Genomic DNA, 15,837 nt, shown 5'->3' with positions numbered 1-15,837 from the left:
CTCAAAGCACCTCGGCAGAAAGGGGGTGCCCAGGACTGGACGTGTGCCTCATTTAGCCACAAAGTGGCGACAGGTTGTAGCCATGGGCGTCAGCCCATGGAACCGGAGTCCCCTCCGTGCCCGTAGTCCCGAAGGGACGGCAGGAATTTACACACCACCAATTCATGTCGCCCCTTTGGGGCTTCGAGGCCGTTTTTCTCTCCCCGTCCACGAGTTTGCACCGGTCGCTACAGCGTGTCGCCCTTTCAGGACTAACGTGCTCACGCCTGATCGCACCGACTGCGCCGAAGAGGTGAACGACGCCGTCGTCCCGTTCGCCGAGAAGATGGAGGGGTTGCCCCGCGAGTCAGCCACCGGATATCACGAGTCCGAAACACTGCAGGCGGCGTTCCGCAAAAACATGCAACAACCCTGTAAATTTTGTCGTACCCAAACCCAAGAAAGCTGGCTGTCTTTTCCTCCGACGCAATTCGTTATAAAAACTACATGAGCAACGAGATCCGACACGCAAAACCCGGCAGGATTAGGTCTCTGCTTGCTGAGCATAAGTTGCCGGTCATGTTGATCGGTGCCGGGGCATCCATTTCGTCCGGAATTCCTGCAGCTGGCGACACAGTTGAACGTGCCGCAAAATGGGCTTGGTGCAAAGATAATGGACGCCTGTTCAATGACCCCACAGTTCGGCCTTCCGACTACAAACCTTGGCTGGCCGAAAAGCAGTGGTTTGATCCCAATGTGCATCTCGCCGACCTGTATCCTCTGGCAATTGACAACCTGCTTGGCATTAAAAGGGACCGCAGGGACTTCTTTGAAAAACTGATCTCACCTCCCGTCGATCCAAACCGGGGTTACCGAAGCCTTGCAAAGATCCTGCATCAAGGTTGGGTCCACACAGTTTTGACAACGAACTTCGACGATTGTGTTCAGCGCGCTGCAACCTTGGAAGGAAGGCCGCACTACATCGCGAAAATCAAAACTAGAGACGATCTAGTAATGTTTAGCGGTGCACCTGCCGAGCCTCAACTTATCTATATTCATGGCTCGGTAGAACACTACACCGACAAGAACCTTTCCGGCGAAGTACTCTCTCTTGCTCCTGAAATTGTCGAGCGTATTCGTCCTTTACTTCGCGATCATCCTCTTGTGGTTGTCGGATATCGGGGTGCCGAACGATCAGTGATGAATGATCTCTTTCACGAGCAGATTGAATTCACCAACCAATTCGCTCAGGGAGTTTTTTGGTGCACTCGGGATAAGGAGTCCGAAGTTCAGTTGAGCCCCTTGGTTCGAGAGCTCGCCGATAAAATTGGGTCAAACTTTAATTCAGTCACCATTCGCGGCTTCGATGACCTCTTTGAAATCGACCTATGGAATAAGCTTAGCATAGGCAAAACGCCACCGGCTAAGCATCGAACGACTGAACATCAGGTGCCACTTTCATTTGATATGCAACCCATCCAAAGCGGCGCAGCTGATAATCTAGACTTCATTCTCATGAAGACTCGTTTGAAGCAATACGCTGAAACCTTGAATTTTTGGATTGCAAAAGACGAGAACTGGTTCTTGGATGCCGGTGATCGACTCCACTTGCTGGCGCCCGTGGGGGAAGACCATGTTCCAACATACGGTGGGCTTTTACTTTTCGGCACCGAGCCCAATGCGACCGTAGAGTGCGCCGAGATTAATGTCGCCCTGCGAGGCCCCAAGAATTGGCTCAGGAAATGCTTGGGGGATGATATTGACTCTGACGAGATTGAAGACTCTGGTTCCATTGAAGTGACGAAGCAAATTGCGGGAAATCTCTGGAGCCAGCTTGACGAGCTAACGGACTTTTTATCACTCGTGAACTTTTCGTTTCGACTCAAAGCCGAGCATTCCAAGCAAGTTCAAGCTTACAACTCGATCGCACTTAAGGAGGCAATTGTAAACGCCCTCGTTCATCGTGACTACAAACGCGGGGAATCAATTGAAATTGTCGTGACGCCCACATCAATAACGATCAAGAGCCCAGGCGGACTGATAGATGACGTAAATGCGGAAACTGGAGGCATGTCGATAGAAGAGCTGATCAAGGGCGATAGACGCGGAATCAAGGGTTATCGAAACCCCGTGATTTCTGATCTGTTCTACGGCGGTGGCCAGATGGACAGAAGAGGATCCGGCCTTGCTGATCTCTGGCAGGCAACCGTCAATAACAATGGTGACGCATCTTTCGGACCAGATGAAGAAAACAAAAACTTCATTGTCACCTTGCAAGCGAGACCGGAGGTTGTGGACGAAGTAACTAATACGGCGTTGCCTGCAACTCAAGAAACAATACGTTTCGCGGCAAACGCATTAGTTTTTCACGAATTACCCAAAACAGTCTGGTGCGCGTCAACGACCGTCAGATCAATGAGATCATTAAGACAGAAACGCGGTGGCGATAATCTTCCGGGCGGACACGTCCATGATTATACATTTTACACGTTCTTTGATCTGGACCATCTTAGTTCGTCAACATCACTACCATTCAAGCGAAACTCCGTTATCACACTTTCAATTGACGAATTGCTTGCGATTCCCAATGGTCGTGTGCTTTTCGTTAAACTGATGAACGAATTGCTGTTTGAACATTTGCGTCAGATCGGCCTTCGAGTCGATTACCGTCGAAGGAGGGCTCATTATCCAAAGCCTGAAAACAGCAATGAACGAAAGATCTCATATAAAGGGCGTGTCCGGAAGGCAACGCGAACAGTTGTTAAAGCACGTTCAAAACGCGACAGCAAAGATATTATCTATTTCGAACATAAAGCAGTTGCCGTCCAAGTGATGGACTTCAATGACGATTGGGCTGTCGTGCTTTCGCCCGGCTATACGTTCACACGAGATGGAGTCGGATGGCCCATCGGGCGTGAGCGTATAAACGTTCTTTCTACACGTCGTGCAGCAAAGGATTTCAACCAAGCGGTACATCAGGATGTAACATTTTGGATTGCGATGCTTTCTGGGGAATCAGGTGGAGTCTTTGCATTGCGATGCCGCGAGGACCTAGAGCCTGCTGCTCCAACCGTTGTTTTATCAAATCGTCCTCCTACAGTTTCGTTCGGCTCAGAGATGTTTGCGGGAGCTAACGGAGGCGACCTTGAAGATTCTGAGTTCACTGATTTGGAAGAGGAGATTGCGCAGTTGGCGGAGTCAGAGGAAATGAGCGATTCGCACGATGTAGACGGTGAGGAAATCGAATGACGTTCGAGATGAGCATAGTTCAACTTCCGGAACCAAGCTTGCAGTTTGGCGGAGCGACTCAGCAGACGGATCCAAAGGTCGGGCTTGAGTATGCTGGCCCATTCGATTTGCGATTCGGCTCTGCGCGAAACCCATTTATAAATGTTGGCTTGGTTGGCACTAAGGAAACGCTTGATAGCGCGACGAAGTGGCTTGAGCGTTGTTCAGACACAATTCCGTTTCTGGGTGACCCTTCAAGCTTGAATCGTTCGTTCCCATCATTCGCGGGGGCATTCCATAAGAATCTTCAATTCAGTGACGAAATGACCGTCACAGTTCCGGGCGAACGTTTGGACCAACTCTCTGAACAGCTCACGAAACGCGATCGCTTTGAACGGTTTCAGGAGATAGTTGACATTTTCGTTTCCGGAATCACGTCACTTGCCAAGCGAGACACAAACCGTCCCGACGTCGTATTGATTTGCTTGCCAAAGTCCATTTCTCTGAAGGCTAGAACCGTTGATCGAGAATTGTCGCAGGAGGAAAAAAAGGTTGCCAAACACATCGAAGACCAACAAGGGCTGAGGCAGCTTGAATTGTTTGATCTTTCCGAGGAAATAGAACAAACAAAAGAAGATTTGTTGAAACGCGACCTCAGACATGCATTGAAGGCCAAGGCGTTGGAGCTAAGACTGCCCATCCAAATTGTTACCCCGTCATTGACAGAGGACTCCGGAACAAACCAAGAGCCAGCGACTCGCGCGTGGAATTTTTCGGTAGCACTTTACTACAAGTCAGGTGGCGTTCCTTGGCGCCTGCCGGTCGGAGAAGTTGAAACATGTTTTGTCGGGATAAGCTTCCATCATTTTCGCACAACAATGCGACACATGGTGCATTCAAGTCTGGCCCAAGCGTTTTCCAGCGAGGGCGAAGGCTTTGCGATCCGAGGGGAAGCGGTGCCGGCAGACCCAGATCAAAGACGAAATACCAAACTTACCGAACGGCAAGCTTTCATTTTGGGTACGCAAGTTTTAAACGAGTACCGTGCTAGGACCGGAAACGCACCGCTTCGTTTGATAATTCATAAGACAAGCGAATTCGATAAGCCAGAGATCGTTGGATTTCGAGATGCGCTTCGTGAAATCCCAATTGTCAGTATGGTTACCTTGGTTCCGAGTGCTTTCCGATTGCTTAGATTTGGGGCGTACCCTCCAAACATCGGAACGGTTTGCACTGTGAATGGTCATCGCACATTCCTCTATACATCCGGCTATATGCCTGCATTAGAGACTTACCCCGGACCGCATATTCCACAGCCCTTTGAAGTACGTTGTTTTGGTGACAGCAAACCAACCGATGCTGTTCGTGACGTCTTAAACCTAACGCGAATGAATTGGAATACTGCCGATATTCGAGGAAAGTGGCCGGTTACATTGTCGTTTGCGCGGCGTGTCGGTGGAATCCTTGACGAGTTTGGTGACGAGGTACCTGAGGAATCGTCATTGCGATATTTCATCTAACGCGTTGGTCATCAACTATGAGATTACGGTGCGAGTCAGTTCGCTGACGGCCAACGGAGAACGGTTCATGCCTTGGAGTACGATCAAGATGGAAGACGATCGGCGACTCGCTAATCAGAATAATCGCTGGCTGCTAACTGTTCCGCTGAGTTGGTGAACATAGTGGCGCGAGTGGTCAACTGGATGCTGTTTTAGATGGACGAAGTGTTTCGGCTAGAATCATGAAACGCTTTTGGTGACGAACAATCATCCTCAGCGGCAATAAAAATCTCGCGGTGCTACCTCTACAATGCGACATCACCCATGACTGGCAGAATATTTAATATCCAGAATAACGGTGAACTGGTGGAAATGGTGGAAACCGCGTCCGATTTTGAAGCTTTGATTTCATTATTGCGGCAAGCGAAAACGCAAGATTGAGCATCTTGTTCCTGTCGCCCCTTCGGGGCTTTGTGATTGCGTTTGTCCTCGCATCCACGGGTTTGCACCCGTGGCTACAGCGTGTCGTCCTTTCAGGACTAGCGTGCTCGTGTCTCATCACCGAACAGCCACGAAGTGGCGACATGTTGTAGTCAGCCCATGGAACATGCCCGTTCGCACGGATTCATTGCAAGTCAAAGGACTGAGTTCCGAAGGATCGGCCGTTGATTTGCAGCGTGACGTGGTGAACGCCGGGGTAAAGCGAATACGTCGTCGCGGCGTCGCGTAACACATGACGCTTTTTCAAAGAGATTGTCTCGCCCTTCTTGATCTGAACCTGTTTGATCTTGTGGACTTTAGGCGACGTGCTGCCGTTGGCTTTGACAAAATCGATCACATAGTCGATCAGCAATGATTCGTTTTTGCGGCCCGTTATCTCAAACGTGAATTCGATCGCGTCGCCTGGACGAACTTGCGGCGTGTGGATGGCAAAATCCGTCACCGTAATCTTAGGACTGGGGCTGAATCCGAGAAGTGCCAGTGCATCGCGATTTCCCTGTTTGACCAAAGTCCGTAACGCGTGTTTGCACATCCATCCCAGCTCGGCCGCGTCTTGATGTCCGAGTTGTTGCCACTGCTTTAGCGTTTCCAAAACCAAATCAGGATGCGTCTTGGCAATGTCATTGAGATGATTGGAAACCGATCGTGTGACATAGCGAGTGGGGTCAGCATGCAACTTGTTCAGCAGCGGAATCGCGGTGGTCGTATCGATCGACAGTCGGCCGGACCACGGAAGTCGAGGTCGGGTACCCTCGCTGACCAAGCGTCGTACATGGTAGTTGCGATCCGTGGCCCATTTCTCTAGCGTGTTGAGCGTTTCGGTCGGGTGCGTGTTGATGAATGCGCGTATTGCGTCCTCCATCGAAAATCGTTGCGTGATCGCTTTGATCGTTTTGAGTGACAATCGGAGGTGTCGTTTGTCGAGTCCATTGCGAACGACGTACGCGCCCAGTGGGGCAAAGATAAAGTCGCCAAAATCGTCATCGCGTTTTGTCGGGTCCAATGGCGGTGGCAGCGCGGCGGTAATTTGCTTGGCGGCGACGGTGTAGTCCGAAGCCAAGTAATGTTCCAGCGTGTTGGCGATATGCACGATCCGTTCTTTGAGTTCCAACTTTTTCAACTGCTTCATCGTCTCGGTGACGAAGCCGGTTGCGTCAAACTGAGCGTCCGCAGCATGAAAACAGGAGGCGAGATAGGCGACGCGTTCTGCGTTGAATAGTTGATCCTTCAGACTAAAACCGGTTCCATTGCGAGAGCTAGCCATGAGAGCGTGGTTTCCTGTGCTGTGGTTCATTCCGAGGGGGGCGGGGGACGCCGATACGTTCGTTGGATGCGGGACGAGCGCGACGGATCATTTTTGCCGCGAGTGTTTTGCCCGTCACGGATATCGTAGGCCTTTGGTGGGGCATTGCCGGGCAGGCAAGGGATTTGACGTGGTTCTCAAGTTCGGTCTGGGTGTCTAAACTTCGCAATATCTGTACGTCATTTGGCTGTTTTTTTGCCGTTTTTACCCCTGAATTGATCATGCCTCAACCTCGCGTGTTGGTCCTCCGTGCTCCCGGCACCAATTGTGATGAAGAAACTGCGTTTGCGTTTGAGCAGGCAGGGGCTGTCGCGGAACGCGTGCACGTGAATCGTTTGATCGAGAATCCAGCACTGAAGGATCGCTATCAAGTGCTCTGTTTGCCGGGCGGTTTTAGCTACGGCGACGATATTGCCGCGGGTCGCATTTTAGCAACGAAGCTGCGGCAGCACCTCTCGGATCTGGTCGATTCCTTTGTGCATGGCAAAGGAGATCGGTTGGTGCTGGGGATTTGTAATGGCATGCAGGTCTTGATGCGTTTGGGCGTGCTGACCGAAGGGCTTCCCTCGCCGGTTGATGCTCCCGCGACGTTGACCTGGAACGACCACGGCCGATTCGAAGATCGCTGGGTTCACTTGGTCGTCGACAAAACTCCTTGCGTTTTCTTGAAAGGGATCGAGCGGATGTACCTGCCGATGGCCCATGCCGAAGGCAAGTTTGTGGCCGCCAGCGACGAAGTATTGGAAACGATGCAGGGCGAAGGCCGATTAGCGATTCGCTACGCCGATGGCGAAGCGGGCGGAATCGCAAGCGACGTGCTACCGTTTCCAGTCAATCCCAACGGCGCGGATGCAAATGTCGCGGGGGTTTGTGATGCGACAGGCCGCGTTTTCGGTTTAATGCCGCACCCCGAGCGGCACATCGAAGCGACTCAACATCCGTTTTGGACGCGTCGTGACGAGCAGCCAGAATTTGGCGACGGGATGCCAATGTTCAAGAATGCGGTCGAGTGGTTTGCTTAAGAACCGTGTGAGCTTCAGGTGGCGAGAGAACTCGTAGCGGAAGTCGTCAACGGGTTGTTGATTTAGTCGTACGATGGACTTCCTAGTCCGTCGAATACATCATTGACGGACTGAAGTCCATTATACACCCCTTGCTGCGAGAATCTTCACTAAATCAACAGCCCGTCAACGGCTGTCGTGAATGGCCGGTCAGGTTGAAACTCTCTCGTAAGTTCGGTGGCGTCCGAAACCGTTGCTAAGGGGCCCTGCCAGCGTCGTTTGCGGCGAACGTTACTGTTTGAAATGAATTTCGCAGGCATCGTTTTCGCACGATTTGCCGGCAATTTTGTACCGTCGTTTTGCGACTTGGTTGTACATCCACCGCCACAGCCCCGCAGATCCAGGGATATGCAGAATTGGGGCGGCAATCCAGATCGTGGGCAATCGACGCGTCAGGTAGCGGACCGCATCCGCACCCCCATGCCGCCCGCCGTCTCGGTCGACGACGTACATCTGCTTCATCAGATCGTCGTATTCTAGGTCCGGGTACCGCTCCGCCACCCGTTCGTCGTGCAGCGATAGGTAAGTCAGCCGCGATCCACCCCAATCGAGTCGCCGTAGGTTAGACACTTGAGAAGTGCAGAAATTGCACTGCCCATCGTAGATCACCACGTCGGCGTCGGGATTTTCGTCTGGGTCGGGCAGTTTTGGCGGTTTTTGAAGCACTTGAGCCCTTGGTTGAAAGCGGAATACACACGTTCGCTCTCATTTTAGGCAGCCCGATGCGCTATACTAAGGGGGAGAGCCTTTTTCAACGTAGGAAAATTAGTGATGAACCAAATCGAATCGCGAGTCGTGAGTGCCCGTCGACGTCTGATTTTTGCCCAATTTGGCCGCAATCTTTGCTGGACGTTGTTTGCCGCAATCTTGGTGGCGGTCATCGCGATTGCAATGCCCGCGATTGCTGTCATGGAGGTTGATTTTTCACTGTGGACCAATGCTTGGTTGATCGCGGCCGGGGTGTTAGCGGTGCTCGCCGCAGCAGTGCATGCGATCGCAACGGCACCCTCGAAACAGGCGGTTGCGGCCGAAGTGGATCGTCGCTTTGGGCTTCGCGAACGTTTGAGCAGTTCGATCAGTTTGGATGCAGATTCGCGAAACAGCGATTTTGGTTTGGCACTAGTGAATGATGCCGAAGAAAAGGCAGCCAAAATCGAGCTGGCCGAAAAATTCTCGCTCCAACCGACGCGATTAGGTTGGCTGCCAATCTCGCTAATTCCCGTCTTGGTGATCGTGTTGGCGTTGCTTGAGCCCGCAGTAAACACCAATGCCGGCAGCACGCCCAAAATCGATATCGCCGAAGTCACGCAAGTCAAAGCGGCAGCGACTCAGCTGAAAAAACGGATCCAACAACAAAAACGCAAAGCCTCGGCCGAAGGTCTGAAAGAGGCCGAAGAGTTGTTTGAAAAGATGGAAGCGGATCTCGACAAAATCGCGAAACGCGAAAACATGGATCGCAAAGAGGCGATGATCGCGTTGAATGATCTGAAAAAGCAGCTCGAAGAACGTCGTGAACAACTCGGGTCCTCCGAGCAAATGCGACGTGTGATGTCGCAAATGAAAGGGCTCGAGTCGGGCCCGGCGGACAAGGTTGCTAAGTCGATTGAAAAGGGCGAATTCGGCAAAGCCAAGGACCTAGTCAAGCAGCTTGCCAACAAGATGCGTGATGGGAAGCTGAGCGAAGAGGAGAAGTCGCAGCTGAAAAAACAGGTTGCTCAGATGAAAGATCGACTCGAAAAAGCGGTCAAAGAACACGAGAAGAAAAAGCAAGAGTTGCAGCAAAAGATTGACCAAGCCCGCAAGGAAGGGCGAGGCGAGGATGCTGCGAAGATGCAGCAAAAGATGAACGAGATGAGCCAAAAGGATGGCCAAATGCAGCAGATGCAAAAGATGGCCGAAGCGATGAGCCAGGCCCAGCAAGCAATGCAGCAGGGCGACGCCGGTCAAGCAGCCGACGCGATGGAGCAGATGGCTGATCAGCTGGGCGAAATGCAGCAGGAAATGTCCGAGCTCGAAGATTTGCAGTCGGCGCTCGATGATCTATCGCAATCCAAGAACCAAATGCGATGTGAGAGTTGTGGAGGCGCAGGCTGTCAACAATGCCAAGGCGGCGGCATGGGAGGCATGGGCGACGGGCAAGGGCAGGGCGATGGGCTTGGTAAAGGCAGCGGGTCCGGCGATCGCCCCGAAGACGAGGTGGATACCAATACCTACGAAACCCAAGTTCGCGGCAAAGTGAAAAAGGGCAAGGCCATTATTGCGGGATTCGCCGATGGCCCGAACCGCAAAGGGATCACGCAAGAAGACGTCAAGCAATCGATCGAAGCGGCGCTGTCGAAAGAGAGCGATCCGTCGGAAAACCAAACGCTGCCGCGATCCGAACGCGAGCACGCTCAGCAGTACTTTGACCGTCTGCGAGACGGCAAATAGCCGTATTGCCGTCGAGTCGTACGGCTCTAGCTAGTTGTTGTACCAGTCGTACGATGGACTTCCTAGTCCGTCGAATCCACCATTGACGGACTAGGAAGTCCGTCATCCATCCCTTGTCGCCCGTTCAATGTCGGACGTTTTACTCGCTGCAACCCGGCGGCTCGCGCCCAATGCCATCTTCTTTGGTAGCGGCACGGCGCGAGCCGTCCGGTTGAGGCGAGTAAAACGTTCGGTTTAGACCGGGCGGGCCCCGCGCCGCACCGCTACAAATGCCACCCGTTTAGTACCAAAGTAGATGGCATTGGACTCTTGGCGAGATTCCGCTGCTAAATGCTTTATAGATCCGCGAACGCAGCGTCGATCAATTCGGCTTGCTCGATCTTGTGAGCCGCCATGCTGCCGGTGCTCGGGCTGGCTGATTCATCTCGCGAGATCACCGTGAACTTGTGTTTTTCGGCGACCATGTCTCCGAAGTTCAGTTTGATGTAGGGCCAAGCGCCCATGTTCGTCGGTTCGTCCTGCACCCAGTGGATGTCGGTTCCAGGTGGCAGTCCCTCCAGCGCCGCGGTCAGCGTCTCGGCTTGCAGCGGGTAAAGCTGTTCGATTCGCATGATCGCCACATCGTCGATCTCTCGCGACTCTCTGGCTTCGAGCAGGTCGTAGTAGATCTTGCCGGTACACATCAGCAATCGCTTGCATTTCGACAGCGGGATCTTTTCGTCGCCGAGGATTTTGTGGAACTGGCCTCCGGCGACCTCTTCGATCGGGCTGACGACCAACGGGTGGCGAAGCAAGCTCTTGGGCGACAGCAGAATCAACGGTTTTCGCCACTTGCGAAGCACCTGCCGTCGCAAGAGGTGGAAAAGTTGAGCCGGGGTGGTCGGCTGAACCACTTGGATGTTGTGCTCGGCACTCATCGCCAAGAAGCGTTCGATTCGAGCGCTACAGTGTTCGGGGCCTTGGCCTTCGAAACCATGCGGCAGCAGCATGACCAATCCGCTAAGCCGATTCCACTTGTCTTCGGCGCTAGCGATGAATTGGTCGACGATGACTTGGGCGCAGTTCCAGAAGTCGCCGAACTGGGCTTCCCACGCACACAATCCATCCGGACGGTCCAGCGAGTAGCCGTACTCGAATCCCAGCACTCCGGCCTCGCTAAGTGGGCTGTTGTAAAGTTCGACGCTCGCTTGATCTGGACTGAGATTAGCCAACGGCATATAGGTTTCGCCGTTTTTAGTATCGTGCAGCACCGCGTGGCGATGGCTAAACGTACCCCGCTGGACATCTTGGCCGGTCATGCGGATCGGATAGCCCTCGGTCAACAAGGTCGCAAAAGCGGCGGCTTCCGCACTGGCCCAATCGAGCGGTTTTTTGCCTTGTGCCATTTCGCGGCGAAGCGCCATTGGGCGTTTCAGCTTTTTGTTCGCCGCAAATCCTTCGGGCAATCGCGTCAGCGAATCGAGCAGGCTGCTGAGCTTTTCTTGGTCGACCGTCGTGTCGGTAACCTCCGCCGGTTCCAGGCCTCCGAAGTAAACGGACCAATTCGCAGCGAGTGTCTGGGTGTCGGGAACGAAGGGTTCGTTTTTGCTGGCCTCGAACTCGCTTTCAAGTTTCTCGGTTCGCTTTTTCTGGATATCCTCGCCTTCTTCGACGCTGATTTCGCCAATTTCCACCAATCGATTGAGATACTGTTCTCGCACGCTGGCGCGTCGGTCGATCTCGGAGTACATCTTCGGCTGGGTGAATCGAGGCTCGTCCCCTTCGTTGTGCCCCCAACGGCGATAGGCGTACAGATCGATGACGACGTCGCGATGGAATTCTTTGCGGAAATCCATCGCCAGCGAGACGACTTGTGCAACCGCTTCGGGGTCTTCGCCGTTGACGTGAAAGATCGGAATTTGCAGCATTTTTGCGATGTCGGTCGCATAGGTCGTGCTGCGGCCTTGACGCGGTTCGGTGGTAAATCCGACTTGGTTGTTGATCACGATATGCAGCGTACCGCCGGTGCGGTAGCCTTCCAATTCGCTCAGGTTCAGCGTTTCCTGGACCACGCCTTCGCCCGCGAATGCCGCGTCACCGTGGATCAGGATCGTCATCACTTCCGAGCGTTTGGTGTCTTTGCGATAGTCCTGTTTGCAGCGACATCGTCCCAACGCGACGGTGTTGACGTACTCGAGGTGGCTGGGGTTAAAGCACAGCGAGATATGGATTTTGTCGCCGGTGGCGGTTATCCAATCGCTGCTGTAGCCAAGGTGGTAGCGCACGTCACCGCCCCCGCGACTGAGTTCGGGATCGGGATCGTCGAACGACCAGAAAATGTTCATCGCTCGTTTTTTCAGGATGTTCGCCATCACGTTCAGGCGTCCGCGATGGGCCATCCCCATCACCACTTCCTTGACTTGGTGTTGGCCGGCTTTTTCGAGCGCCAGGTCCAACATCGGAATCAGGCTTTCGGCGCCTTCAAGCGAGAACGTTTTCGCGCCGACAAACTTGCGGCGTACAAATTCTTCGAAAATCGAAGCATCGGCCAAACGAGCGTAAATTCGTCGTTGGACTTGGTGCGATAATTCGAGCCGATTTTCGGTGGTCTCCATCCGTTTTTGCAGCCAATCGCGGATATTGCGATTGTCGATGTGCATGAATTGGGCGCCGATGCTGCGGCAATACGTGTTCTGCAGCTTGGTCAAAATGGCGTGCAAGGTGCTGCCGCTGACATTCTCTAGCGCGCTGCTGTCGAGTGGCCGCTCAAGGTCTTGGTCGGAAATCCCGTAAAGCTGGGGGCTCAATTCCGGAGAATCCGATTTCAGGATTCCCAGCGGATCGAGTTTGGCAGCCAAGTGGCCGCGAACCCGGTATTCCCGCACCAATTGGTTGACGCGATCTTGAATCCGCGACATCCAGATGGCTTGATCCGTCGTTTCGCTACCGGTTGAACCGCGACGATCCAGCGGGGCGGCGGCACTGTCCGCAGCGGGGGCGGCTGAGGTAACTTCCCCGTTCTTGGTGAATGAGCTCTTGTTCGAAACGACAAGAAATTGCTCAAAATATTGACGCCAAGTATCCGAGACACTCGAAGGGTCCCGAACGTACTGGACATACAAGTCGTCGATGTAGTCCAAGCTGTAGCTATTCATATCGGCAAATTCGCCGTCTGGTTGCTGAAGGGCAGGGGAGAGTAGGGGAGGGCAGTTTCATCGCCTCCATTCTACCAAAATCCATGATTGTCTCTAACCTTCAGAATTTAGAATATCGTCCGCTAGGTTCCTAGTGGTTGTAAGTGAGTTGTTGGGAAAGTCGACGTACGGCCTGGGTTGTCGGCCTGGTTCGCATTCATCGTGGTCCCTCCTACCTTTGGGATTTGCCATCGGACTGATAAATTCCCTCTTCCACGGTGATTCTCAAGTCGCCGATTTTTGTTGCCGCGAGCAAATTCGGATCCGCTTCGATTTGCTCACAATCGACCTCTCGTTTTCGCTCCAAATTTTTTTTGAACATGGCTGTACTGCTCCAACTCCGTGATGCTCACAAGCGATTCGGCGATCAAGTCGTCCTTGATGGGGCCGATGTCTCCCTCGTCGACGACGTGAAGGTCGGTTTCATTGGTCGAAATGGAGCGGGCAAATCGACCCTGATGCGGGTCCTGCTGGGCGAAGAAGAGCTCGAGCGAGGCGAAATCATCACCCATCCTTCGCTCCGCATCGGCTACCTCCGCCAACATGACCCTTTTCAGGCCGGTGAATCCGCACTCGATTTCCTGATGCGAGACAGCGGCCAACCCGAATGGCGGTGTGGCGAAGTCGCGGGCGAGTTTGAACTCAAGGGGGCCTATTTGGAGGGGCCGGTCAAAGCGTTGTCTGGTGGTTGGCAGACGCGTGTCAAGTTGGCGGCATTGCTGCTGCACGATCCCAACTTGTTGATGCTCGACGAACCGACGAACTTTTTGGACCTTCGCACCCAAATTCTGCTCGAACACTTTTTGCGAGCATTTAACAAAGCGGCGTTGATTGTCAGCCACGATCGAGCGTTTCTAAAGGCGACCTGCTCGCAAACGCTCGAGCTTTCGCGTGGCAAGTTGACGATGTTCACGGGGAAAATTGACGCCTACCTCGATTACCGCGAAGAACGCCGCGAGCATGACCGGCGAGTGAACGCGACGGTGATCGCAAAACAAAAACAACTGCAACGGTTTATCGAAAAGAACCGTGCGAACGCGTCGACCGCCAGCCAAGCCAAGAGCAAGGCGAAGCAGCTTGAACGTCTGCAGACCACCGAAATTGAACGCGATGAACCAACGGTGCATATGCGGGCGCCACAAGTTGATCCTCGACAAGGTACTGTGTTCCGTTGCACCGAGTTGGCGATTGGCTATCCCGATCACACGGTCGCCGATGGCATCACGCTGGAAATCGAGCATGGGCAACGTGCGGCCATCGTGGGGGATAACGGTCAAGGGAAAACGACGCTGCTGCGGACGTTGGTCAACTCGCTCGAGCCGCTAGAGGGGCAGATGAAGTGGGGGCACGGAACCGAGATTGGTACCTATGCCCAACACGTTTATACGAGTTTGGACGAGCGGATGACCGTCATCGAACATCTCGAATACAACTCGCTTCCCGGTACCACGCGGCAAGAATTGTTGGCGATGGCCGGAGCTCTTTTGTTCCGTGATGATCAAATTCAAAAGAAGGTCAAAGTGCTAAGCGGGGGCGAGCGTGCACGGCTCTGTATGGCCGCGTTGCTGCTCAGTGACTCGAACGTACTGGTGCTCGACGAGCCGGGGAACCACTTGGATGTCGAAACGGTCGAGGCGCTCGCCGGGGCTCTCGAGCTTTATAAGGGCACCGTGATCTTCACCAGCCATGATCGTCACTTTATGCGCCGCGTGGCGACGTGTGTGATCGAAGTGCGCGACGGCACTGTGAAAAATCACTTCGGTGACTACGACAGCTACCTTGCCGCGATCGAAAAAGAGGTCGACGACAGCGAACTGGCGCGGGGGAAAACGCCGCTACCAACGAATGGCAAGCCTGGTAAAGGGGGCGGTGATCATCGCAAAGGACAACGCGATCAACGCAAAGCCGAGAAAGAGCTGAAAAACGTCGAGAAGAAAATTGCCCGCTTGGACGACGAGAAGCGAAAGCTGAACGATCAACTGCTTACCGAAACTGATCCCGATGCCGCAGTCAAGCTGCATAATCAGGTCAAGGCGCTTGAGGTCGAGCTTTCCGAAGCCGAAGAACGCTGGGTTGAGCTCAGTGCCGACCAGGAATGGTAAAGTGCCACTCTCTCTAACGCTGGGAGCCAGAAACGTCCAGAGCTGGAAGCGTCCAGAGCCAACAGTGTCGAGAGTTGGAAGCGTCGAGACTCGGCAGGGCCGGTTGTAGCAGTGCTGTCGCTTGTGTCGACTCCGACCGTCGAAGGGGACGAGTGTGGCGTCCGAGGCCGATGGAATCATTGGTAACCGATCTCGTCGGTTCTTGAAAATGATATCACTCGCCAGGATGTGCTTCTGATGTTGCTGCGTTTCGCTCTCGCTTGTTGCTCGCTGGGCTGTTTGGCGTCGGTTTCAATGGCCGATAACTATGATCGCCGCGCGCTCGCCGACAAGCACGCTCCGGCTGGGATCATGGGGGCTCACCTCCATGACAAAGGCGAGTGGATGTTCGAGTACAAGTACATGAACATGTACATGGACGACAACCAGATTGGCGAAAACAAGGTTTCCGATGCGACGGCTCTGGGAACCGCAACGCCCGTGGGGCCGCCGGGACCCGGGATCACAGTCGATGGCGTCACCACCAATCGTGGTGCGACACCGACCAAGATGACGATGGAG

Annotated in this window: 9 protein-coding genes and 1 pseudogene; 6 read left to right on the top strand and 4 right to left on the bottom strand. The window is 53.7% G+C overall.

The features are described from left to right. The first annotated feature begins 486 nt into the window (after positions 1–486). Both RMSM_RS29505 and RMSM_RS29500 read left to right on the top strand, forming a co-directional pair. Complete coding sequence (locus RMSM_RS29505; RefSeq protein WP_008706033.1) at positions 487–3,228, top strand: SIR2 family protein; 2,742 nt, start codon at positions 487–489, stop codon at positions 3,226–3,228. Beyond that, positions 3,225–4,727 carry an argonaute/piwi family protein gene (locus tag RMSM_RS29500; protein ID WP_008706031.1) on the top strand — a complete coding sequence of 501 codons (1,503 nt, stop codon included), beginning with the start codon at positions 3,225–3,227 and terminating at the stop codon, positions 4,725–4,727. Before RMSM_RS29505 ends, RMSM_RS29500 begins: the two co-directional genes overlap by 4 nt. Before the next feature lie 604 nt (positions 4,728–5,331). On the opposite strand, the gene RMSM_RS29495 is transcribed toward RMSM_RS29500, so the two are convergent. Beyond that, the gene (locus tag RMSM_RS29495; RefSeq protein ID WP_008706027.1) at positions 5,332–6,471 is read right to left on the bottom strand and encodes a DNA alkylation repair protein; all 1,140 of its coding nucleotides are present in this window, start codon (positions 6,469–6,471) and stop codon (positions 5,332–5,334) included. Between the two features lie 260 nt (positions 6,472–6,731). Here RMSM_RS29495 and RMSM_RS29490 point away from each other — a divergent pair, with 260 nt between their 5' ends. Next, complete coding sequence (locus RMSM_RS29490; protein WP_040770110.1) at positions 6,732–7,532, top strand: phosphoribosylformylglycinamidine synthase subunit PurQ; 801 nt, start codon at positions 6,732–6,734, stop codon at positions 7,530–7,532. 270 nt (positions 7,533–7,802) lie between these two features. On the opposite strand, the gene RMSM_RS29485 is transcribed toward RMSM_RS29490, so the two are convergent. Next, positions 7,803–8,237 carry a thiol-disulfide oxidoreductase DCC family protein gene (locus tag RMSM_RS29485; RefSeq protein WP_008706023.1) on the bottom strand — a complete coding sequence of 145 codons (435 nt, stop codon included), beginning with the start codon at positions 8,235–8,237 and terminating at the stop codon, positions 7,803–7,805. Between the two features lie 105 nt (positions 8,238–8,342). Between RMSM_RS29485 and RMSM_RS29480 the strand changes: the two genes are divergently transcribed. Further along, complete coding sequence (locus RMSM_RS29480) at positions 8,343–10,001, top strand: putative membrane protein (RefSeq protein WP_008706021.1); 1,659 nt, start codon at positions 8,343–8,345, stop codon at positions 9,999–10,001. A 335-nt stretch (positions 10,002–10,336) separates the two neighbouring features. Here RMSM_RS29480 and RMSM_RS29475 read toward each other — a convergent pair whose 3' ends face one another. Further along, on the bottom strand, positions 10,337–13,135 hold the full coding sequence (locus tag RMSM_RS29475; protein ID WP_008706019.1) for a 2-oxoglutarate dehydrogenase E1 component: 2,799 nt from the start codon (positions 13,133–13,135) through the stop codon (positions 10,337–10,339). Between the two features lie 211 nt (positions 13,136–13,346). Next, positions 13,347–13,496: a hypothetical protein gene (locus RMSM_RS41435; protein WP_008706017.1), complete on the bottom strand. Its 150-nt coding sequence runs from the start codon at positions 13,494–13,496 to the stop codon at positions 13,347–13,349. Between RMSM_RS41435 and RMSM_RS29470 the strand changes: the two genes are divergently transcribed. Beyond that, positions 13,495–15,276, top strand: coding sequence for an ABC-F family ATP-binding cassette domain-containing protein (locus RMSM_RS29470; protein ID WP_008706018.1), 1,782 nt, complete (start codon positions 13,495–13,497; stop codon positions 15,274–15,276). The genes RMSM_RS41435 and RMSM_RS29470 overlap by 2 nt on opposite strands. Positions 15,277–15,513: 237 nt before the next feature. Then, positions 15,514–15,837 (top strand): annotated as a pseudogene (locus RMSM_RS41430) (transporter); the annotation flags it as partial.

Source organism: Rhodopirellula maiorica SM1 (assembly GCF_000346295.1).
Taxonomy (GTDB): domain Bacteria; phylum Planctomycetota; class Planctomycetia; order Pirellulales; family Pirellulaceae; genus Novipirellula; species Novipirellula maiorica.
This window is presented reverse-complemented; position numbering and strand designations above follow the sequence as displayed.

Coding starts and splice junctions, on each gene's coding strand:
- RMSM_RS29495 (WP_008706027.1), bottom strand. CDS start 6,471: ATGGCTAGCTCTCGCAATGGAACCGGTTTTAGTCTGAAGGATCAACTA.
- RMSM_RS29470 (WP_008706018.1), top strand. CDS start 13,495: ATGGCTGTACTGCTCCAACTCCGTGATGCTCACAAGCGATTCGGCGAT.
- RMSM_RS29505 (WP_008706033.1), top strand. CDS start 487: ATGAGCAACGAGATCCGACACGCAAAACCCGGCAGGATTAGGTCTCTG.
- RMSM_RS29480 (WP_008706021.1), top strand. CDS start 8,343: ATGAACCAAATCGAATCGCGAGTCGTGAGTGCCCGTCGACGTCTGATT.
- RMSM_RS29475 (WP_008706019.1), bottom strand. CDS start 13,135: ATGAATAGCTACAGCTTGGACTACATCGACGACTTGTATGTCCAGTAC.
- RMSM_RS41435 (WP_008706017.1), bottom strand. CDS start 13,496: ATGTTCAAAAAAAATTTGGAGCGAAAACGAGAGGTCGATTGTGAGCAA.
- RMSM_RS29490 (WP_040770110.1), top strand. CDS start 6,732: ATGCCTCAACCTCGCGTGTTGGTCCTCCGTGCTCCCGGCACCAATTGT.
- RMSM_RS29500 (WP_008706031.1), top strand. CDS start 3,225: ATGACGTTCGAGATGAGCATAGTTCAACTTCCGGAACCAAGCTTGCAG.